The sequence below is a fragment of the Rhodococcus sp. BP-241 genome (assembly GCF_019836145.1).
GTDB lineage: Bacteria > Actinomycetota > Actinomycetes > Mycobacteriales > Mycobacteriaceae > Rhodococcoides.
On sequence record NZ_JABUEI010000001.1, the window covers coordinates 584,955 to 607,437 of the forward strand.

16 protein-coding genes are annotated in these 22,483 nt (G+C 69.0%); 3 read left to right on the top strand and 13 right to left on the bottom strand.

Translation table 11 applies throughout. From position 1 onward, the window contains the following. Positions 1–1,122 (top strand): glycerate kinase, encoded by a 1,122-nt coding sequence (locus tag HQ308_RS02710; protein ID WP_222645357.1) that lies wholly within the window; start codon positions 1–3, stop codon positions 1,120–1,122. Beyond that, on the top strand, positions 1,119–2,144 hold the full coding sequence (gene alc / locus HQ308_RS02715) for an allantoicase (RefSeq protein WP_222645358.1): 1,026 nt from the start codon (positions 1,119–1,121) through the stop codon (positions 2,142–2,144). Before HQ308_RS02710 ends, alc begins: the two co-directional genes overlap by 4 nt. A gap of 37 nt (positions 2,145–2,181) precedes the next feature. On the opposite strand, the gene HQ308_RS02720 is transcribed toward alc, so the two are convergent. The 7 genes from HQ308_RS02720 to HQ308_RS02750 form a co-directional block, all read right to left on the bottom strand. Then, complete coding sequence (locus HQ308_RS02720) at positions 2,182–3,033, bottom strand: type IV toxin-antitoxin system AbiEi family antitoxin domain-containing protein (protein WP_222645359.1); 852 nt, start codon at positions 3,031–3,033, stop codon at positions 2,182–2,184. Between the two features lie 91 nt (positions 3,034–3,124). Beyond that, positions 3,125–4,198: an XdhC family protein gene (locus HQ308_RS02725; protein WP_222645360.1), complete on the bottom strand. Its 1,074-nt coding sequence runs from the start codon at positions 4,196–4,198 to the stop codon at positions 3,125–3,127. Then, positions 4,198–5,640: an NCS2 family permease gene (locus HQ308_RS02730; protein ID WP_222645361.1), complete on the bottom strand. Its 1,443-nt coding sequence runs from the start codon at positions 5,638–5,640 to the stop codon at positions 4,198–4,200. Before HQ308_RS02730 ends, HQ308_RS02725 begins: the two co-directional genes overlap by 1 nt. A gap of 4 nt (positions 5,641–5,644) precedes the next feature. Further along, positions 5,645–7,981 (bottom strand): molybdopterin cofactor-binding domain-containing protein, encoded by a 2,337-nt coding sequence (locus HQ308_RS02735; protein ID WP_308115646.1) that lies wholly within the window; start codon positions 7,979–7,981, stop codon positions 5,645–5,647. After that, the gene (locus tag HQ308_RS02740; protein ID WP_222645362.1) at positions 7,978–9,333 is read right to left on the bottom strand and encodes an 8-oxoguanine deaminase; all 1,356 of its coding nucleotides are present in this window, start codon (positions 9,331–9,333) and stop codon (positions 7,978–7,980) included. Before HQ308_RS02740 ends, HQ308_RS02735 begins: the two co-directional genes overlap by 4 nt. Then, positions 9,330–9,803, bottom strand: a complete 474-nt coding sequence (locus HQ308_RS02745) for a (2Fe-2S)-binding protein (RefSeq protein WP_027504988.1) — start codon at positions 9,801–9,803, stop codon at positions 9,330–9,332. The genes HQ308_RS02740 and HQ308_RS02745 overlap by 4 nt, the downstream gene beginning before the upstream one ends. A 2-nt stretch (positions 9,804–9,805) precedes the next feature. Beyond that, a complete protein-coding gene (locus tag HQ308_RS02750) occupies positions 9,806–10,672 on the bottom strand; it encodes a xanthine dehydrogenase family protein subunit M (protein WP_222645363.1) in 867 nt (288 codons plus the stop codon). Between the two features lie 94 nt (positions 10,673–10,766). Here HQ308_RS02750 and HQ308_RS02755 point away from each other — a divergent pair, with 94 nt between their 5' ends. Next, a complete protein-coding gene (locus HQ308_RS02755; protein ID WP_261775631.1) occupies positions 10,767–12,272 on the top strand; it encodes a PucR family transcriptional regulator in 1,506 nt (501 codons plus the stop codon). A 9-nt stretch (positions 12,273–12,281) separates the two neighbouring features. Here the strand turns inward: HQ308_RS02755 and HQ308_RS02760 are convergent, their stop codons facing one another. Genes HQ308_RS02760 through kdpA form a run of 6 tightly spaced genes read right to left on the bottom strand, consistent with a single transcriptional unit; the run spans position 12,282 to position 22,482 of the window. Continuing rightward, positions 12,282–14,657 carry a lysylphosphatidylglycerol synthase transmembrane domain-containing protein gene (locus tag HQ308_RS02760; RefSeq protein WP_222645364.1) on the bottom strand — a complete coding sequence of 792 codons (2,376 nt, stop codon included), beginning with the start codon at positions 14,655–14,657 and terminating at the stop codon, positions 12,282–12,284. A 45-nt stretch (positions 14,658–14,702) separates the two neighbouring features. Next, the gene (locus tag HQ308_RS02765; RefSeq protein WP_027504984.1) at positions 14,703–15,434 is read right to left on the bottom strand and encodes a response regulator; all 732 of its coding nucleotides are present in this window, start codon (positions 15,432–15,434) and stop codon (positions 14,703–14,705) included. Further along, positions 15,431–17,926, bottom strand: coding sequence for a sensor histidine kinase KdpD (locus tag HQ308_RS02770; RefSeq protein ID WP_222645451.1), 2,496 nt, complete (start codon positions 17,924–17,926; stop codon positions 15,431–15,433). Before HQ308_RS02770 ends, HQ308_RS02765 begins: the two co-directional genes overlap by 4 nt. A gap of 13 nt (positions 17,927–17,939) precedes the next feature. After that, complete coding sequence (locus HQ308_RS02775; protein ID WP_222645365.1) at positions 17,940–18,584, bottom strand: potassium-transporting ATPase subunit C; 645 nt, start codon at positions 18,582–18,584, stop codon at positions 17,940–17,942. A gap of 2 nt (positions 18,585–18,586) precedes the next feature. Further along, positions 18,587–20,677: a potassium-transporting ATPase subunit KdpB gene (gene kdpB / locus HQ308_RS02780; protein WP_222645366.1), complete on the bottom strand. Its 2,091-nt coding sequence runs from the start codon at positions 20,675–20,677 to the stop codon at positions 18,587–18,589. Next, a complete protein-coding gene (gene kdpA, locus HQ308_RS02785) occupies positions 20,674–22,482 on the bottom strand; it encodes a potassium-transporting ATPase subunit KdpA (RefSeq protein ID WP_222645367.1) in 1,809 nt (602 codons plus the stop codon). The genes kdpB and kdpA overlap by 4 nt, the downstream gene beginning before the upstream one ends. Between the last annotated feature and the right edge of the window lies 1 nt (position 22,483).

Here is a 22,483-nt window from a genome sequence, read left to right on the forward strand (position 1 = left end):
ATGCCGCGCGTTCTCCTCTCGCCCGACAAATTCAAGGGGTCGGCGACGGCGATCGAGGTCGCCGATGCCCTGGCCCAGGGCATCGCGACCGTCGCACCGTCGTGGGACGTCGTGCGGCTGCCGGTGGCGGACGGCGGCGACGGCACGGTCGACGCCGCCGTCGCCGCCGGGTGGGACCGCGTGCCCGTGTCCACGACCGGTCCGACGGGCATGCCTGTCGACTCCTCGTACGCGCGGCGGGGAGCCACCGCGGTCGTCGAACTCGCCTCCACGGTGGGATTGTCCCTACTACCGGGCGGAACCCCGAATGCTCTGGCGGCGAGCACGTTCGGACTCGGAACCGTCATCTCCCACGCGCTTGCCGCCGGAGTGCGGACCGTGATCATCGGGCTGGGCGGCAGCGCCTCCACCGACGGCGGCGCCGGCATGCTCCGCGGACTGGGTGTGCGTATCCTCGACGCCCGTGGCCGTGAGATCACCGGCGGCGGTGCGGCGTTGCGCGAGGCGGCGACGTTGGATCTCGACGCGATGACGTCCGCGGTGGCCGGTGTCTCCTTCCAACTCGCGTGCGACGTCGACAATCCACTGCTCGGCCCTGCGGGCGCCACCGCCGTGTACGCACCACAGAAGGGCGCCGGCCCGGACGCAGTGCGTGTCCTCGAGCAGGCGATGACGCGATGGGCGGAGGTCGCGGGCGCTGCCCACGCCGATCGGCCCGGTGCGGGCGCAGCCGGCGGAACTGCCTTCGGCGCGATGGCAGTGCTGGGGGCGACGGTGCGGTCCGGGATCGATACCGTGCTCGACCTGGTCGACTTCCGTCGCCGGCTGGCGTCGGCAGACCTCGTGGTCACCGGTGAGGGATCGCTGGACGAGCAGAGCCTGCACGGCAAAGTCCCGGTCGGCGTCGCCCACGTCGCCCGCGACGAGGGCATCCCGGTGATCGCCGTCGCCGGCCGAATCACGCTCGCACCCGATCGCCTACTCGACCACGGCATCGTTCGCTCCTACTCGCTCGCCGATCTCGAACCCGATCTCGCCGCGTCGATGCGCCACGCTCCGACGCTGCTCCGGCGGATCGGCGCGACCATCGCCACCTCGTACCTCACTGAAGGAGTTTCATGACCACCGCTGCGTTCACCGCCCACGTCGACCTCGCCTCCCGAGCCTTGGGAGGAAGCGTCAGCGCGGCGAACGACGAACTGTTCGCCCAGCGGGAGAACCTGATCCGGCCGGAACCCCCATTCTTCGACCCCCACGACTTCGGGCACAAGGGCAAGGTCTACGACGGGTGGGAGACACGCCGCCGCCGCGACGACGGACACGACTGGGCGATCGTCCGACTCGGTGCCGCCGGCATCGTGCACGGCGTCATCGTCGACACGGCACACTTCCTCGGCAACTACCCGCCGTTCGTGTCCGTCGACGGGGCCTGCGTCGAGGGCCACCCGTCGAGCGAGGAGCTGGAGAAGGCCGACTGGCACACCCTCGTCGAGAGATCGCCGGCACTCGGCGGCACCGCGAACGCCTACGTCGTCGACGATAGCCACCGGTGGACACATGTGCGCCTCAACATCTTTCCCGACGGGGGCGTGGCCCGACTCCGGGTGCACGGCGAGGTGGTCCCGGACCCGAGGTTCCTGACGGGGACGGTCGACCTGCTCGCCGCGGAGAACGGCGCCGTCCTGACGGAGTGCTCCGACGCGTTCTACTCTTCGCCGGCCAACATCATCATGCCGGGCCGCGCGCGCAACATGGGTGAGGGCTGGGAGAACGCGCGACGACGACACGGAGGCAACGACTTCGCGGTGTTCGCACTGGCGGCCGCGGGTGTTCCCCGCCACCTCGAAGTGGACACGAGCTACTACGTCGGCAACGCCCCCGGGTGGGTCCGTGTCACCACCGTGGATGCGCGCACCGCCGACGTCCGCGGCGAGGGCGCGTGGCACGAACTCCTGCCGCGAACGGCCGTCGCCCCGGACACACGGCACCGGTTCGCCCTGGATGCCTCGCCTGCCGCGACGCACCTGCGTCTGGACGTCTACCCGGACGGCGGACTGTCGCGGCTGCGGCTGTTCGGTGAGCTCGACGACGCCTCGGCCACCGCGGCCCGGAAACGCTGGTCGTCCTCACGTCCCACCGAGTAGCGCTGGCTTGTGTGCAGTGATCCGCGGATACCGCGGATCACTGCACACGATCGACGAGCGCGCGGATCTCCGCGATCACGTCGCCGGGACGCTCGGTCAGGTCGCGCCAGGTGTAGCGCAGCACCGTCCACGACGCGCTCAGCACGTTCTGCCGGATACGGTCACGCTGGAAGGCCGCGCTGTCGGAGTGGAATGCCCACCCGTCGATCTCGATCGCCAAGCGCTGCAACGGGAACGCGATGTCGAGCACGTACCCGCCGAACGGATGGTTCACCACCCACCCGCGGAGCCCGGATACGGTGAGCAGGCGAACAACGAGTCGCTCCGCCTCCGATCGAGCGCCGGACTCGGCCGCCCGCAACAACCGCTCTGCTTCCGTGCTGCCGTGTCGTCCGCGATTGCGGTCCTGCGCCCGCCGTAGGCCCAGAAGAGTCGCGTGCCGCTGCAGCTGCCGGTCCATGACCTCCTGGCCGAGAACGACGGATGCCTCGAGCACCGTCAGCGCCAGACCGGAGACGCGGACACGGCGGACCTCGACGATGTCTGCCGCATCGAGAGTGCGGCGGCGCAACCGAACCCCCGGCGCGGGGCGTCCCGACGCGGTGAGCGGAACGGTGACCTCGACCAGCGGCGGGAGATGCGTCGTCAGGCCCAACCAGAACGCGGCGCTCGTCCCGGTGAGCACTCCGCTGGTGGTCGACCACACTGCGCACCGCACCCGCGCTGTGTCGGTGAACGGTCGGTCGAGGGCGACGTACACGCCGGGACTCACCCGTCGCCACCGTCCCGAGCGGACTCGTCGTTCGAGAGCGTCCGAGCTCAGGCCGGCAGCTCGAGCGTGTGCGGACGTGACCACGCCGTCCTGAGCCGCGAGCAGTCTGTCGATCACGAGTGGTTCGACGCGCAGGGCGGCACGGTCGTTCCCGGTCCGCCTGTGTGCAGTGATCCGCGCCCACCGCGGATCACTGCACACAACTCGGCTACGCCTGACGACGGTCGGGCACGGTCGCGTGGTGGATCGGGCCGTCCCCGAGTGTCAGGGACATGCCGCTGCCGCCGCGCCGCGCTGCCACGAACTCCGCCGCGATGGCCACCGCGGTCTCCTCGGGTGTACTCGCACCCAGGTCGAGGCCGACGGGTGACCGCAGTCGAGACAGCTCGGTCTCGGTCATCCCCACCTCGCGCAGCCGTGCCAGCCGGTCCCGATGGGTTCGTCTGGACCCCATCGCCCCGACGAACGCCACCGGCAACCTGAGCGCGACCTCGAGCAGCGGCACGTCGAACTTCGCGTCGTGGGTCAGGACGCACACCACCGTGCGCGCGTCGACGTCCGTTCGCGCGAGATAGGAGTGCGGCCATTCGGCGATCACCTCGTCGGCGTCCGGGAACCGCGCCCGTGTGGCGAACACCGGGCGCGCGTCGCACACCGTCACGCGGTAGCCGAGGAAGGTACCGAGCCGGGCCAGAGCGCCGGCATGATCGATGGCACCGAAGACGAGCAGTCGCGGCGGCTCGGCATACGACGCGACGAACATCTCCACACCGGGCCGGCAACGAACGGAACGGATTCCGGTGGACCCGGTGTCCAGCATGGCGCGGGCCTCGTCGATCGCGATGCGGTCGATGTCGGCGAAGCCGGTCGATCCGAGGTGCCTGTCCGGCCGCACGGCCAGGACCGTGCCGACGGAGTCGAGGAGCTGAACGGTGGCGACGGCGCCGTCGAACGACCGCAGGACCGCGGGGTCGGGCGCCGGCGAGACGAACACCTCGATCTCGCCCCCGCAGGTGAGCCCCACGGCGAACGCGTCGTCGTCGCTGTAGCCGAAACTCTGCCGGACCGCGACGCCGGTGTCCAGGACCTCCTGGCAGAGCGCGTAGACGGCACCCTCGACGCAGCCGCCCGACACGCTCCCCACCACCCGCCCGTCGGAGGCGACGGCCATCGCGGCACCGGGTGACCGGGGCGCGCTGCCCGAGACGGCGACGACGGTCGCGACGGCGTACGCCAGTCCGACGTCGTGCCAGGCGATCAGCCGGTCCGCGATGTCCTTCATCAGGAGATGCCCAGCGCTTCCTCGATGGGGTGCAGTGCGAAGTACACGACGAACACCGCGCTCATGACGTACAGCAGCCAATGGGTCTGCCGCAGCTTGCCCTTGGCGAGGCGGATGATCGTGTAGGACAGGACACCTGCCGCGACACCGACGGTGATCGAGTACGTGAAGGGCATGAGCACGATGGTCAGGAAGGCAGGGATCGCGATCTCGGTGTCCTCCCAGTCGATCTTGCGGACGTGAGTCATCATCAACGCGCCGACGAGGACCAGGGCAGGTGCTGCCGCGCCGACCGGGACGACGCCGGCGAGTGGTGTGAAGAAGATGAGGCTGGTGAGCAGTCCACCGGTGACCACGCTGGCCAGTCCCGTGCGAGCACCCTCCGCGACTCCGGCGGCCGATTCGACCACCGCGGTGTTCGCGGATCCGTTGATCGCACCGCCGAGGATGGCACCGATACCGTCGACGGTGAGGATGCGGCTCAGTCCGGGCAGCCGGCCCTGCTTGTCGACGAGCCCGGCCTCCTCCCCCACTCCGAGGATGGTTCCCATGGCGTCGAAGAAGCCCGAGAGCACCAGCGTGAACAGCACGACCGAGGCGGTGACGACGCCGGCGCGGGCGAAGCCGCCGAACACGTCCACCTCGAACAGCAGGTCGAATCGCGGTGTGGCGACGATGGAATCGGGTACCGAGGGCACCACGGGACCCCATGCGCGTGGGTCGATGTCGACCACGGAGTTCAGCACGATGGCGAGGTTGGTGGCGACGAAGATGCCGATGAGCATCGCACCGGGGACGCGCCGGACGAACAGCACCATCATGACTACGAGGCCGACGCAGAACACGAGGACCGGCCAGCCTGCGAGCTTGCCAAAGATTCCGAGTGTGACTGCGGTGGAGGCGTTGTCGCCGTAGCCGACGAACCCGGCGTCGACGAGACCGATGAGAGCGATGAACGCTCCGATGCCCACTCCGATGGCCTGCTTCAGCACGCGCGGGATCGCGTCCATGATGAGTTGGCGGACACCGGTCAGCGCGAGGACGACGATGATGACACCTTCGAGGACGACGAGACCCATCGCCTGGGGCCAGGTCATGAACGGCGCGGCCTGGAACACCACGATCGGCGTCACTCCCAGCCCTGCCGCCATGGCGAGCGGCGCATTGCCCACCACGCCCATCAGCACGGTCGTCAGCCCCGCCGACAGCGCGACCATGGTGCTCAACTGTGCCGGGTCGAGGGTCGCACCGGTGACGTCCTGCGCGTCGCCGATGATGAGCGGGATCAGCACGATCAGGTAGGCCATCGCGACGAACGTCGTGATGCCACCGCGGATCTCACGGGTGATCGTGGAGCCGCGCATCGTGATGGAGAAGAAGGTGTCGAGTCGGGAGCGGCGTCCGCCGCTGCCCACCGTCGTCGCGGGATCGAGTTTCGTCATGAGATCAGGGCCTTCCCGGGTCCGTGATGTGTTCGGGTCGTATCGGTACTCGTGTGAGGGCGAGACCGGTGGCGTCGCGAACGGCAGCGACGACTGCGGGGGTGGAGGACAGGGTCGGAGGCTCGCCGGCGCCGCGAAGGCCGTACGGCGCCAGCGGGTCCGGGTTCTCCAGGATGTCAAGCTTCATCGGCGGCATGTCGAGGATGGTGGGGATGAGGTAGTCGGTGAACGACGGGTTCTTCACCAGCCCGTCCACGACGACGATCTCCTCCATCAGGGCCAGGCCCAGTCCCTGAGCCGATCCGCCGTGGATCTGCCCCTCGAGGGAGAGCCGGTTGAGGATCTTGCCGACGTCCTGGACGGCGGCCATCTCGACGACCTTCACCAGACCGAGCTCGACGTCGACGTCGACCACCGCGCGGTGCACGCACAGCGCGAGCTGGGTGTGGCTCGCGCCCTGCCCGGTCACGGGATCCATGCCGGTGGTGGGACGGTGGTGGAACTCGCGGGTCTGCTCGACCACTCGGTCGCCGAGAACGTCCTCGATCGTGGCCAGGACGCCGTCGGTGCGGGAGACGACCTTGCCGCCGTCGAGAGTCAGGTCCGTCGCGGCGCGACCGAGATGCAGTCCGGCGAGGACGAACACGGCCTCCCGGACCGCCTCGCACGCGGCCTTCACCGCACCGCCGGTCATGTAGGACTGGCGGGACGCGGACGACGACCCGGAGTTCCCGACGGTGGTGTCGGCAGGATGGATCGTCACGCGCGACACCCCCAGCTCGGTGCGGGCGATCTGCGCCTCGAGTGTCACCAGGCCCTGTCCCACCTCGGCGGCGGCCGTGTGCACCAGAGCGGTGACCTCGCCGCCGATGACCTCGAGTCGGACCCGCGCCGTCGAGTAGTCGTCGTAGTTCTCCGAGAAGCAGATGTTCTTGAGTCCCACGCCGTAGCCGACTCCCCGCACGACGCCCTCACCGTGCGTGGTCTGCGACGCGCCTCCGGGAAGGTTGCGGATGTCGGAGGTGTCCAGTGGCGCGGGCATGGGCATCGCCTCGGCCCGGAGGAGCATCTCGGCGAGGGGCGCGGGAGCCTCGATCACCTGACCGGTGGCGAGGAGCGAACCCTGAGCGACGGCGTTGACGCGGCGGACCTCGACCGGGCTCAGACCGCACGCCTCGGCGAGCTGGTCCATCATCGACTCGTACGCGAAACATGCCTGTACGGCGCCGAATCCGCGCATCGCGCCGCACGGCGGGTTGTTCGTGTAGACGCCGTACGCGTCGATCTCGATGTTTGGGATGACATACGGTCCCACGCCCAGCGACGCAGCGTTGCCGACGACGTTCAGCGTGGCCGACGTGTAGGCGCCGCCGTCGAGGATGATCTCGACGTCCGCGAACAACAGCCGGCCGTCGCTCGTGGCGCCGTACTCGTAGTGCATCTGCGCCGGGTGCCGGTGCACATGCCCGAAGAACGACTCGTAGCGGTTGTAGACCATCCGGACCGGCTTGCCCGTGTACATCGCGAGCATGGCCGCGTGGATCTGCATGGACAGGTCCTCGCGCCCGCCGAACGCTCCCCCGACTCCGGAGAGCGTCATCCTGATCTTCTCCTTCGGCAGTCCGAGGCACGGCCCGATCTGTTCGAGGTCGTTGTGCATCCACTGCGTCGCGACGTACAGGTCGACGCCGCCGTCGTCACCGGGAACGGCGAGACCCGATTCGGGTCCGAGGAATGCCTGGTCCTGGATGCCGACCGAGAAGTCGCTGCTGACGATCACGTCGGCCCGCGCACGCGCAGCGGCCACGTCGCCGACGCGCACCGGTTGGTGTCGTGCGATTCCGCCGCGGTCCTGCACCTTCGGGTAGGTCGGGTCCAGTGCGGCACGGCGGGCGTCGCACAGTGGCTCGAGCACCTCGTAGACCACCTCGATCCGTTCCATCGCCCGGCGCGCGGTCTCGGGGTGATCCGCCGCGACGAGCACGATCGGCTCGCCTTCGTGACGCACCTCGCCGAAGGCGAGGACAGGCTGGTCCCAGGTGCCGTCGAGGCCGAAACACGGGCGTCCCGGCACGTCCTCGTGGGTGAGCACGGCCTCCACGCCGGGGAGGGCGAGCGCCGCCGAGATGTCCACGGACACGATGCGCGCGCGGGGATGCGGACTCCGCAGGGTGGCGCCGTGCAGCATGCCGTCGATGAACAGATCGGACGAGTACGCGAACTCTCCCTTGACCTTCAGGGTCCCGTCGGGGCGGAGCGGACTGTCTCCCACGCGTCCGAGGCCCGGTGCGTCCACGGGTGCGGGGAAGGCGCCGGGGCGCGTCCGTCCGGGGGCGCTCACAGGACGTCCTTCGCGAGAGCCATGAGACGACGGTGTGCGTTCGCTCCGGCCGCCGCCGCCTCGTCCTGCGACACGCTGATCAGCGAGTCGTCCTCCACGATCGTCCGACCGCCGACCATCAGGTGGCCCAGGGGCGGCGTCTGCCCGTACGCGAGCGCGACGACGGGATCGTCTATCGCGGCGAAGAAGCCGTCGGTACGCCAGATCGCGAGGTCGGCGAGCTTGCCCACCTCGAGTGACCCGATCTCGTCCTGCCGGCCGAGGACCGTGGCGCCACCGAGTGTCGCTGCTTCGAGAGCCTGGCGGGCACTCAGCGCGGTCGGTCCGTAGCGTGCCCGCTGCATGTACACGGCCTGACGGATCTCGCCGGCGAGCGAGACCATCTCGGCGGACGCCGATCCGTCCACGCCGAGACCGACCGGCGCGCCGGCGTCCAGCAGATCGGCGACACGGGCGATTCCCGCGCCGAGTCGCGCGTTCGAACTGGGGCAGTGCGCGACGCCGGTACCCGTTGCCGCGAGTGAGGTGATGTCGGAGTCGTGCAGGTGGACGGCGTGGGCGAACCACACATCGTCGCCCAGCCACCCCACCTGTTCCATGTACTGCACGGGCGTGCAGCCCATCTGGGCGAGGCAGTGCTCCTCCTCGTCCACCGTCTCCGACAGATGTGTGTGCAGCCGAACACTTTTCGATCGGGCGAGGCTCGCCGATTCCACGAGCAGGTCCTTGCTGATCGAGAACGGGGAGCACGGCGCGACGGCGATCCGCAGCATCGACCCGAACGACGCGTCGTGGTACGTGTCGATCGCGTCCGCGGTGGCGGTCAGGATGTCGTCGAGCTTCTCCACCACCTCGTCGGGAGGGAGCCCGCCGTCCGACACGCCCCGGTCCATCGACCCGCGGCAGGGGTGGAATCGCAGTCCGATCCGCGCCGCCGCGTCGATCTCGGCGGCGAACAGATCGCCCCGTCCCTTCGGGAAGATGTAGTGGTGATCGGTGCTGGTGGTGCACCCGGACTTCGCGAGCCAGCCGAGCCCCGCCAGCGCGGCCCCGCCGACCACCTCGGCGTCCATCTTCGCCCAGGGCCGGTAGAGGGTCACGAGCCACTCGAAGAGGGTGCTGTCCTTCGCCAGTCCCTGCGACGCCCACTGGTACAGGTGGTGATGGGCATTGACCAGACCGGGCGTGACCAGTCCGCCACGCGCGTCGATGATCTCGGCGCCGGGAACGATCGGCGCGGGACCCGCGCCGATCGCGGTCACGAGCGGCCCGTCGACGACGATGTACCCGTGCGGGATCTCGGCACCGACCACGGGTGCGATGTAGGCGTTGGTGACGATGCGAACACTCATCGGGAATCGGCCCTTCGTGAGGCGGCGAGTCGGACGGCGTCGAGAATCTTCTCGTAACCGGTGCAGCGGCAGAGGTTTCCGGCGAGGGCTTCGCGGATCTCCGCATCGGACGGATCGGGCACCCGCTCGACGAGGTCGTGCGCCTGGACCACCAGCCCGGGTGTGCAGAAGCCGCACTGGACGGCGCCGCACTCCACGAAGGCCTTCTGGATCGGGCCCAGCGCCTCCCCGTCGGAGAGTCCCTCCACGGTGCGCACGCGTCGACCTTCGACCTGGCCGGCCGCCACCAGGCACGAGCACACCGGCACGTCGTCGAGATAGACGGTGCAGGAACCGCACTCCCCCTGCTCGCACGCGTTCTTCGATCCGGGCAGGCCCATGCGCTCGCGCAACACGTAGAGAAGACTCTCGCCCTCCCACACGTCGTCCGCGCTCTGGTCGGTGCCGTTCACCGTGCAGTTCACTCTCATGCTCACGCCGCCTCTCCGTTGTTCCTGTGGTCGCGCCACGACCAGGCGAGAGTGCGTCTCGCCATGACCGCCAGCGCATGTCGCCGATAGTCGGCGGTACCGCGTACGTCGTCGATCGGGCTCGCCGCCTCACGGACCAGGTCGCCGAACCGGCGGGCGACTGCGTCGTCGAGCGGGCCGTCCCAGTCGAGTTCGGCAGCGAGGAACTCCTCGGCGGCGGTGGCGCGGCGCGGCGTCGGGGCGGCCGAACCGATACCCGTCCCGACACGTCGCTCGGCCGGGAACAGCGCGAGCGAGAACGAACACACCGCGATGACCATGGCGTTGCGCGTGCCGACCTTCGAGAAGTACTGCGGCCCGGTGGCCGGCGGCACGTGGAACGCGCGGATCAACTCGTCCGGTTCCAGGCAATGACGCTTGACACCGACGTAGAACTGATCGGCCGGAATCATGCGTGTGCCCCGAGCGGCCGACTCGGCCTCGACGATCGCGCCGCAGGCGAGCAGCGGCGCGTGCAGATCGCCGGCGGGCGATGCGCCCCCGAGATTGCCGCCGACCGTCCCCCTGTTGCGGATCTGGGCCGAACCGACCGTGCGCGCAGCTTGCGCGATTCCCGGCAGCCGATCGCCCAGTTCGGCGATGATCCGCACGTACGGCATGCCGGCACCGACGCGGAGCGACCCGTCTGGATTTTCCTCCCAGGTGGTGAGCTCCGTGATCGGGTTCAGGTCGAGCAGCGCCGTCGGTCTGTGCAGATCGAAGTTCATCTCGACCATGACGTCGGTACCCCCCTGCACGGGGACGACATCGGGTCGATCGGCTGCGGCAGCGAGTGCGTCCGCCCAGGTCTGTGGCCGAAGAAAGTCCATGGGAGAAGTACACCCGCCCGCCGTCCGGCGGACGAGACGCAGGAACGACAGACTATGACCCGCATCACACGCGAATCACTGTAGGTTCCTCCGAATGAAGGTGCACGACCTACTCGACATGCCCCATCTCGGACTCGACCCCCTCGTGTCCGACGACGGACGAGACACGGTCATCCGATGGGTCGTGACGACCGACATGCTCGATCCCGGTCGCTATCTCGAGGGCGGAGAACTGGTCCTCACCGGACTGATGTGGCACACGAGACCCGAGGATTCGGACGTCTTCGTCCGTGCGATCACCGGTGCCGGCGTCGCCGCACTGGCGGCCTCGTACGACGGCGTGGTGCCCGCCGATCTCGTCGAGTCGTGCCGCCGACACGGGCTGCCCCTGTTCCGGGTGTCCGCCGCCGTGGCCTTCGCGACGATCACGGAGAGCGTGGTGCGCTCGCTCTCGCGCGAGCGCGCGACCGATCTCCGGTCGGTCCTCGACCGGCACCGCCGCCTGGTGTCGGGCGCCGGCGCCGGGGACGGCATCGGGCCACTTCTCGACCTGGTGTCCGAGGATCTCGGACTGGAGTGCTGGGTGCTCACCCCCGGCGGGCGCGTCGTGGCCTCGTCCCATCCGCTTCCCGACGACATCCGTCCCGACGATCTGGCGCACGACTTCCTCACGGCGCGAGCACTTCCCGTGGTGTCCCACGGCCTGTCCCTCCTCGCCGTCGACGGTGACCGGACGTCGCGCGTCGCCGACGCGATGGTGGCCTTCCGCAGCGACTGGCGCAGTTGGACTCCCGAGCGGCTCGCACTCGCCGAGGACGTGGCGTCGATCGTCGCGCTCGAACGTGAGCGCACCGACGACCGCCTCGGGTCGTCCGGACGCTCGGCGCACCAGCTGATCCGCGTGATCACCGCGGGCGGATCGGTCGCGGACACCCTCGCCCAGATGACGGTGGTCGGCCTCGACACCGACGCTCGGTACGCGGTGGTCGCCGCGGCCGTCGCGAGTGGCCCCCTCCGCCCCGGCGAACTCCGGGTGGTCCTGCGCGAGTTGCTCCCGAGCGGCGGCGCGATCGGTGTGACAGACGGTGAGGTGGTCGCGATCGTTCCCACCGACGGCGACCTGACGCCGCGAGTGCGGTCGGGGATGGATCGCCTCGGTCCCGGACTTGCCGGCAGCGACGTCTCGCTCGGCGTCAGCGGCGCGGTGACGGCGGGCGAACTCCGCGGCGCCGTCGACGAAGCCAGGTACGCCCGGAGGCTCGCGGCCGGCCGCAGCGACGGGGTCCGCATCGTGGGGCACGACGAACTGGCGGACCTGGTGCTGCTCCTGGCGAGCGTGCCGGACGAGATGAGACGGCTGTTCCGCTCGCGTCTGCTGGATCAGGTCGTGGAGTACGACGACCGCCATCAGAGCGATCTCGTCCCGACTCTGCGAGCCTTCCTCGACTGCAACGGATCGTGGACGGCGTGCTCGACCCGGCTGCACCTGCACGTCAACTCGGTGCGCTACCGCATCCAGCGTATCGAGGAACTCACCGGTCGGGATCTCTCCGGACTCGAGGACCGCGTGAACTTCTATCTGGCACTGCGGATGTCGTGACGGCCGGGATCAGATCATGTCCTTGCGCGCCAACCACCGCATGATCGGCCAGCCGAGGAACACCGGGATCCAGCACGTGAGCACGCGATAGAGCAGAACGGACGGCACCGCGATGGTGGCGGGCAACCCGAATGCCGCCAGACCGCCGATGAGAGCGGCTTCCACGGCGCCGATGCCACCCGGCGTCGGGGCTGCGGAGGCGAGCGTCCCACCGATCATCGTGACGATGGTGACCGTGATGAAGGTGGTGCCCCCGCCGAACGCCTCGATGCTCACCCACAGCGCGAAGGCAGCACCGAGAGTGGTTGCAGCGCAGCCCAGCACGATGACGGTGAAGCGTGCCGGATGCCGCACGAGCTCCGAGAGGTCCGAGTAGACCTCCGCGAGCTGAGGCCGCACCGCGGTGCGCAGGAAGCGCCGCAGGGTGGGCACGAACAGGAAGGCGCCGAGGGCGCCGAACGCGACACCGGCGATGAGGTACAGGATCGTGGCGCTCGGGACGAAGCGGGACAGGTCGGCGGACTGGCCCGCCGCGACGCTGAACACCACGAGCAGCGTCACGTGCGAGATCACCTGCACCAGTTGCTGCAGGGCCACCGCGGCGGTCGAGCGCGTGAGCGTCAACCCGCCCTTCTGCAGGAAGCGGACGCTCAGCGCCAGTCCGCCGACACCCGCCGGAGTCGTCGTCGCCGCGAACGTGTTGGCCACCTGCATGATCGTCGTGTTCAGGAAACCCACGGCGCCCGAGGCGCACGCCCACAGCGCCGCGGCCGCTCCGAAATAGGTCGCGGCGGAGATCGCGAGACCGAGCAGTGCCCACCACCAGTCGATCGAGGCCAGCTCGGAGGCGAAGGTCGGGACCTGACTGATGAACGGATACGCGACGTAGACCAGCGCGATGAGCAGGACCAACTGCACGACCTGGTTGCGCGAGAACCGCGTCACCTGCTCGGTGGCGATCGCCGAGGTCCCGGTCCGGGCCAGCACCGTGTCGCGCGTCGCCGTGAGCACCCCCTTGGCGTCGTGCACCGCCCGGCGCACGCGGGTCGGGATGGCGGACGGCGTGAGCCGGCGTGAGGCGGTGAGAACGTCCGCCGGGCCGAGCCTGTCGATCGCGGCGTCGACGGCGACGTCGGGCCCGTACAGCGATGCGGTGGTCAGCATCAGCTGCGCGGCGTCCGAGTGCAACTGGGCCTGCGACGCGCCGAGTTCCGCGGTGTCGAAGCCACCGAGCAATGCGGTGCCGTCCTCGTCGATCCGGATGTCGTCGACCCGGAGGTCTCCGTGCGAGATCTGCCGGGAGCGCAGCACTCCCAGAGTCCGCCACAGTGCGTGCGCATCCTCCGGACGCTCGGGGTCCACGCGCCGACCGCGGGGAACGCTGTGGGCGTACAGGACCCAGCCACGCTCGAGGGCCGACACCGCCGTCGGGACACAGGCCGCCACGCCCAGGTCGTTCAGCGCGATGCCCATCAACGCGCGATGCTCCACCGCGCGGCGCTGTGAGGCGTGCAGGGGCGGGCTCTCCGACGACCGCAGAGTCACCAGTCGGCGCAGCAGACGCAGGGCGCCGCGGCTGCGCTGATTGGGACCGAACAGCTCGACGACGACGTCGTGGCCCACCGGCCCGATCCGTCCCGAGAGCACCAGGGGACCCGAACCCGCCGGGCGCAGAACGACGAACCCGGCGATGTCGACTCCCCGGCGCTTCAGGGCACGGACGGCCTCGGCGAGCGGCACCTCGAGTGCCGGGGTGCCCACCACCCAGATCACGAGCGATCCGGCGAGCCACCCCACGGCGAGACCGAGCAGCGAGCGCGCGGGGACGACGGTGCTGATGAGCAGATGGATCGGGACGAAAGCCAGCAGCAGCACCCACCACGTCCGCTTCCAGCGGATCGGCAGCCCCGGGCCGGAGACGGTGAGCACGGCCGCGACGATGGCGATCCAGCGCGGATCGTCGAGGATCTGCGAGAGCAGGGTGTCCAGGCGCGTCGATTCGTCGATGTGCCACTTCGGCGCGGAGATCCCGCTGCCACTGACCGACAACGCCAGTGCGGCCACCACGGCCGCAGCGACGTAACCCGCGAGCAGCCGCCAGCGGCGTGCCGCCACCAGTCCGGCGAGCACGGTGAACGGAAGAGCCAGAATGGCGACGCCGTACACGAGATAGACGGCATTGGACTGGCTCGGGGTGAGCACGCCGACGATGTCGGAGATCGAGCGCTCCAGCGCTGTCCACTCGTTGCGGGTCACCAACGAACCGACGACGATCGCCCCCAGGACGATCGCCGCGGTCACCACCCGCAGGATGTCGCTCGTTCGCCGGGTCAACGGTTGCAGGACGCTCCCGGTGACCGGGATGTCTCTTCCGTCGACCAGCACACCGGCCAACCTATCGGAGCGGTGGGCCGCCGGCGGTGAGGCGCATCAGGTTCGGAAGCGATACCCCATGCCGGCCTCGGTCAGCAGGTGGCGTGGATGCGCCGGATCGGGCTCGAGTTTGCGCCGCAGCTGACCGAGATACACCCGGAGATAGTGGGTCTCGGTCTCGTACGCCGGACCCCACACCTCGCGCAGCAGTTCTCGCTGTCCGACCAGCTTGCCGCGGTGCCGCACCAGCATCTCGAGCATGCCCCACTCGGTGGGGGTGAGGTGGACCGGCTGCCCGTCGCGCGTCACCGATCTCGCGGCCAGATCCACGGTGAACGAGTCGGTCACGACGACCGCCTCGCCGTCGCCGTCCGCCGTGCGTGCGGCGCGCCGAACCGCGACGCGCAGCCGGGCGAGGAACTCGTCCATGCCGAACGGCTTGGTCACGTAGTCGTCCGCACCCGCGTCCAGCGCGTCGACCTTGTCGCCGGAGTCCGAACGGGCGGACAGCACGATCACGGGCACGGTGGTCCACCCGCGAAGTCCGGCGAGCACCTCCAGGCCGTCGAGATCCGGCAGACCCAGGTCGAGGACGATCACGTCCGGATGCCTCTCGGCGGCGGCGCGCAGAGCTCCCGCTCCGGTCGACGCCGTCGACACGTCGTAGCCCCGCACCCCGAGATTGATGCGCAGCGCCCGCAGCAACTGCGGCTCGTCGTCGACGACGAGGACACGGGTGGGCGGCGGTCCCGGCCGCGGCGTCTCGGTCGTTCCCCCGTCCTCGGTCACGACGCCGCCGGCAGGTCGACGGTGACGGTCAGCCCGCCGCCGACGGTGCGCTGCGTCGACACCGTGCCGTGCATGGCCTCGACGAAGCCGCGCACCACGGACAGTCCGAGGCCGACGCCGGTGGTGTTGTCGCGATCCCCGAGCCGCTGGAACGCGTCGAAGACCGTCTCCTCCGAGCCGTCCGCGATACCGGGCCCGTGGTCGGCCACGGCAAGCCGGACGCGGTCGTCGTCCACACGAGCGGACACGCGGATCTCGCCGTGGGGTGCGTACCGCACCGCGTTGTCGATCAGATTCGCCACCACCCGCTCCAGCAGACCCTCGTCCGCCAGCACCGACAGATCTCCCACCTCCACCTGCAGGCGGGACCGCGCCGGACCGACGGAGGCCGAGGCGCGGTGCACGACCTCGTCGAGGAACACACGCGCCGACACCGGCCGCACCACGCCGGCGGCCAGGCGCGAGGAGTCGAGCAGGTTCTCCACCAGCGCGGTGAGCTGATCCGCCGACTCCTCGACCGTCGCCAGCAACTCCGCGGTGTCCTCGGGCGAGAAGGTGACGTCCTCGCTGCGCAGACTCGAGGCGGCGGCCTTGACCGCGGCCAGCGGCGTCCTCAGGTCGTGTCCCACGGCGGACAGCAGTGCCCGCCGCAGTGTGTCCGACTCGACGGCGGCCGCGGCGGTGCTCGCCTCCGCGGCCAGTTCGCTCTGGCGGATCAAGCCGACCGCCTGATTGGCGACCGCCGTGAGGACACGCCGGTCGGTCGCTCGGGTGCGGTGCCCCGCGAGGACGAGGGCGTACTCCTCGTCGCCCACCTCCACCGCGGTGTCGGCGGCGTCCACGCTCGTGGGCGGGTTCTCCCCCACTGCACTGACGACGCCGTGCCCCGAGCGCAGCACCGCCACGGCGCGCTGCCCGTACGTCTCGCGCACCCGCTCGAGCAGAGCGGGCAGGTCGGCTCCACGCAGCACCGATCCGGCGAACAGCGCCAGCAGTTCCGCCTGTTGCGACGCGCTGCGGGCGTCCCGTGCCCGCCGGGCGGCCGCGTCGACGAGCACGGCCACCGCCACGGCGACGACGAGCAGCACCACCGTGGTCACGAAGTTGTCCGGCTCGGCGATGGTGAAGCTGTAGCGCGGTTCGGTGAAGAGGAAGTTCAGCAGCAGGGCGGAGAACAGCGCCGACAGGATCGCGGGGGCCACACCGCCGAGCAGGGACACCGCCAGCACGACGATGAAGAACAGCGCGCTCTCGCCGCCGAGATCGAGAAGGTCGTCCACGAGCGAGATCAATCCCGCCGCCACCGCCGGTACGGCGAGCGCGGCGATCCAGGCGACCGGGCGCCGGACGGTCGGCGACGACAGTCGCCGGACTCCGGTGGAGGCGTGGTCGTGCGTGACCATGTGGACGTCGATCGCGCCGGAGTTCTGCACCACGGTCGATCCGATGCCCTCGTCGACGGCCCGTGCCCACCGTGACCGGCGCGACGTTCCGAGCACGAGTTGCGTCGCGTTCACCCCGCGGGCGAACTCGAGCAACGTCACGGGCACGTCGTCGCCGACGACACTGTGCATCGAGGCGCCCAGACCGCCGGCCAGGGTCCGCACCGCACCCATGTGCGCGGCGGACACCCCCGCCAACCCGTCACCTCGCACCACGTGCAGCACCATGAGTTCGGCGCTGGACTTCGCGGCGATCCGGCTGGCGCGGCGTACGAGAGTGTCGGACTCGGGTCCGCCTGTCACCGCGACGACGACACGCTCTCGCGCTTCCCAGGTGTCCCTGATGGCGTTGTCGGCGCGGTAGCGGGCCAGCGCCGCATCGACCTGGTCCGCCAACCACAGCAGCGCCAACTCCCGCAGAGCGGTGAGGTTTCCACGGCGGAAGAAGTTGCTCAGTGCCGCGTCGATCTTCTCGGGTGCGTAGACGTTCCCGTGTGACAGTCTGCGTCGCAACGCTTCCGGTGTGATGTCGACCAGCTCTACCTGGGCCGCGGCTCGCACGACAGCGTCGGGAACCGTCTCCCGCTGCACCACACCGGTGATGCGCTGGACCACGTCGTTGAGACTCTCGAGGTGCTGCACGTTCAGAGTCGACACCACGTCGATCCCGGCGGCCAGAAACTCCTCGACGTCCTGCCAGCGCTTGGCGTTGCGACTACCCGGAGTGTTCGAGTGGGCCAGTTCGTCGACGAGGACCACTTCCGGCATTCTGGCCACGACGCCGTCGACGTCGAGTTCGGGGACCGAGGCTCCGCGATACTCGACCATGGTCGGCGCCAGTACCGCGATGCCTTCCAGCATCTCTGCCGTTCGAGTGCGTCCGTGAGTCTCGACGACGCCGGCGACGACGTCACACCCACGGGACTGGCGACGGTGCGCCTCGCCGAGCATCGCGAACGTCTTTCCCACGCCCGGCGCCGCGCCGAGATAGATGCGCAGTTCTCCCCTGCCCCCCGGTGTCGTGCGTTCGTCCGCGGCGTCGGCGTGCATGCTCACGTGCTCATCATCCACCCGTGGTCGAGCAGTCGGGTGCAGTCAGTCCCAGGTCGACGTTCAGCGTGGCGACGTTCACCGTCGCCTGTCCCAGGAATCCGAACTGACGACCGTCGGTGTTCGCGGCCACCAGCGCGCGGACCTCGTCCCGGGAGTTGCCGGTTGCTGCGGCCACACGGGGCACCTGAAGCTCCGCGTACGCCGGGCTGATGTCCGGGTCGACACCCGAACCGGAACCGGTGACCGCGTCGACGGGCACCGCCACCGGATCGACGTTCTCACGCTCGGCGATCGCAGCACGACGTTGCTCGATGAACGACGCGAGAATGTCACTGCTCGGACCCTGGTTCAGAGGGAGAGCGGCGGAGGGGTCGCCCGCGGCGAAGGCGTCGTCGTCGGCGACCGAGCCTGTGACGCGCGTGTGGAAATACGGATCGGGTCGTCCGTCTGCGACCACGGTGTCGACGCCGATGAGCGAGCTGCCGACAACACATCCCGAGGCATCGCGGATGGGTGAGCCTTCCGCCGAGTCGGACCCGATCCGGCTGACCGCCCACACCGCCGCTGGGTACCCGATGCCGAGAAGCACCGTCAACGCCGACAGGACCGTGAACCCGGCGACGACCTGTTTGAAGAACACCGAAAATGTACGCATTGCTAGCCCATTCCAGGAACGAGTCGGACCACGAGGTCGATCAGCCAGATACCGATGAAGGGCGAGATCACGCCGCCGACGCCGTAGACGGCGAGGTTGCGGCCGAGCAGTGTCGACGCGGTGGACGGCGTGTACCGAACACCCTTCAGCGCAAGAGGGATCAGCGCCACGATGACCAAGGCGTTGAACACCACGGCCGAGACGATCGCTGATTGCGGAGTTGCCAGCCGCATGATGTTGAGCGTGTCGAGTTGGGGATACACCGTGGAGAACAGTGCCGGCAGGATCGCGAAGTACTTGGCGAGGTCGTTCGCCAACGAGAACGTGGTGAGCGCTCCGCGGGTGATGAGGAGTTGCTTTCCGACCTCGACCACTTCTATCAACTTCGTGGGATCGGAATCGAGATCCACCATGTTGCCCGCCTCTTTCGCTGCGGACGTGCCGGTGTTCATCGCCACGCCGACGTCGGCCTGAGCCAGCGCGGGAGCGTCGTTGGTGCCGTCCCCCGTCATCGCGACCAGCCGACCACCGTTCTGTTCACGGCGGATCAAGGCCAGTTTGTCTTCCGGTGTCGCTTCGGCGAGGAAGTCGTCCACCCCGGCTTCCGCAGCGATGGCCCGAGCGGTGAGGGGGTTGTCGCCGGTCACCATCACGGTCCGAATGCCCATGGCGCGCAACCGTTCGAATCGTTCGGCGATGTGAGGCTTGACCACATCCGACAATTCGACGACTCCGAGAACTCGGGCGCTCGATCCGGATTCGGCGACCGCGACGACGAGCGGTGTACCGCCCGCTTCGGACACCGATTCGACCGAATCACGTACCGCAGTGTCGGCGGCGTGGCCACTCTGCTCGCGAACCCAGGCGAACACGCTGTCGGAGGCGCCCTTTCGGATCTGCCGACCGTCGACGTCCAGCCCACTCATGCGGGTCTGAGCGGTGAAGGGAACGAACTCACCCCCAGCTGTGGGATCCACATCCCCGCCGAAGTCGCGTGCGACGAGTTCGACGATGCTGCGTCCCTCGGGAGTTCCGTCAGCGAGCGACGACAGGCGAGCCGCGTCGGCGAGTTCCCGAACATCGACCCCGGGTGCCGGATGCAGTGCCGTGGCTCTGCGATTTCCGAAGGTGATCGTGCCGGTCTTGTCCATGAGCAGGGTGTCGATGTCGCCGGCGGCCTCGACCGCGCGGCCCGACATGGCCAGAACGTTGCGCTGCACCAGTCGGTCCATACCGGCGATGCCGATGGCGGACAGGAGTGCGCCGATGGTCGTCGGAATCAGGCAGACGAGAAGTGCGATGAGCTTGACCGGATCCTGCGCCGACCCCGCGTAGATGCTCATGGGACCGATGGCCACGACGGCAAGCAGGAACACGATGGTCAGAGACGCGAGCAGGATGTTGAGAGCGATCTCGTTCGGAGTCTTCTGTCGCGACGCACCCTCGACGAGCGCGATCATCCGGTCGACGAACGTCTCACCCTGTGCGGCGGTGATCTTCACGACGATCCGGTCCGACAGCACGGTCGTGCCGCCGGTGACGGCGCTTCGGTCACCGCCCGATTCACGCACCACCGGTGCGGATTCACCCGTGATGGCGGATTCGTCCACCGATGCGATGCCGTCGACCACATCACCGTCACCGGGAATGACCTCCCCTGCGGTGACGACCACCTCGTCACCGACCTTAAGTTCGGTGCCGGGCACGCTCTCGACGGACCCGTCGGGCAGCCGACGATTCGCGAGCGTGTCCCGTTTGACGTTGCGCAGACTGGCCGCCTGGGCCTTGCCGCGACCCTCGGCAACGGACTCGGCGAGGTTCGCGAACACCACGGTGAACCAGAGCCACCCGGTGACGAGCCAGGAGAACACCGACGGGTCGGCGATCGCCATGACAGTGGTGATGACCGAACCGACCAGAACGACGAACATGACCGGGTTGCGGGCCTGGTGACGCGGATCGAGCTTGCGGAATGCGGTGGGCAACGAGGTCCACAGCTGTGTGGGGCTGAAGTAGCCGGATGTGACGGGAGCAGGCGCGCCGGCGTCGGGTGTCGCCTCCGACTGAGTGGGATGGTCGTTGACGAGGGTCATTGCAAAGCCTCCGCGAAGGGGCCCAGCGCGAGCGCCGGGAAGAATGTGAGCGCAGCGACGAGGACGATCGTGCCGGTGAGAAGACCGGCGAACAGCAGTCCCGTGGTGGGGAGTGTGCCGGGTCCGGCCGGACTTCGACGCTTGGTCACGAGTGAGCCGGCGAGAGCCAGAACGAACACGATCGGAAGGAATCGGCCGAGCAACATCGCGATGCCGAGGGAGGTCTGGAACCAGTCGTCGGTCACGGTCAGTCCGCCGAACGCACTTCCGTTGTTGTTCGACGCGGAGGCGTAGGCATAGAGCACCTCGCTGAACCCGTGGATCGAACCTGGAGTTCCAGGGTTGCCGCTGTTGCCGAGCGCTCCGCTGGTGGAACCGAGGATCACCGTGACACCGGTCCCGATCAGAACGAGCGCCGGCATGACCAGTACCGACAGCGCTGCCATCGTGATCTCGCGTTTGCCGAGCTTCTTCCCGAGGTATTCGGGCGTGCGTCCGACCAGAAGCCCACCCACGAACACGGCGATGACGGCCAGGACCAGCATTCCGTAGAGGCCGGTCCCGACTCCGCCGGGTGCGACCTCGCCGAAGAGCATGTTCAGGATGACGACTCCACCGCCGAGCGGGGACATGGCGTCGTGCGCGGAGTTGACTGCACCGGTCGATGTTCCGGTGGTGCTGACTGCGAACAGGGCCGAGCCGGGAATGCCGAATCGTTGTTCCTTGCCCTCCATCATGGCGCCGGCGGCCTGCGCAGCGACGCCACGAGTACCGGATTCCGCAGCGAGCGTCACGGCGAGAATGCCGGCCCACAGCAACGCCATGACGGCGAGGATCGACAGACCCTGCTTGCGTTCTCCGACGAGGGTTCCGAAGGTGCGCGTCAATGCGACCGGGATCAACAGCAGGGCGATGATCTCGACGATGTTGGACAGCGGCGTCGGATTCTCGAACGGGTGCGCCGAGTTGGCCCCCAGGATTCCGCCACCGTTGGTACCGAGCTCTTTGATCGCTTCCTGAGAGGCGACAGGAGCGAGTGCGTTCGTGATCGAGCTGCCGTCCAGACCCGTCGAGGCGAAACCGCTGTGGAACGACATGACGACGCCCTGCGTCAGCAGGATCAGCGCCACGACGAACGACAACGGCAGCAGGATCCGCAGTACGCCGCGCGTGAGATCGACCCAGAAGTTTCCGAGTTCACCTCCGCTGCGCACACGGACGAACCCGCGGATCACCGCGACGGCCACAGCCAGTCCGACTGCGGCAGAGACGAAGTTCTGTACTGCGAGGCCGAGAGGTTGAGTCAGATTGCTCATCGTCGTCTCGGGTGAGTACGACTGCCAGTTGGTGTTGGTGACGAAGGAGATTGCCGTGTTGAACGCGACCGACGGGCTGACGCCCGGCAGCGAGTTGTTCAGCGGCAGAACACCTTGAACACGTTGGAGGGCATAGAGGAAGACGACGCCGGCAGCAGAGAAGCCCAGCAGCGACAAGGCGTAGCCGACCCACGTCTGTTCCGAGCGGGGGTCGATCCGGCACACGCGATACAGCAGAGATTCCACCCGCCAGTCCGCCGTTGCCGATACCGACCTGCTCGTCGGCTTCGGCGGGTCGAGCGTGGTGGTCGTGGTGATCGTCGATCCCGCAGCCTGTCGTGCGGCAGAGCGGACCACTTCGTCACGAGCACGTTCATCTCGCGGAGTGGTGAAGACGCGCGCCATGTGGTCGCCGAGGGGAACGTAGGCGGCAGCGAGCACGATCACGACGGCCGCGATCTGAAGCCCGGCCGCAAGTGCGGGAGTCACG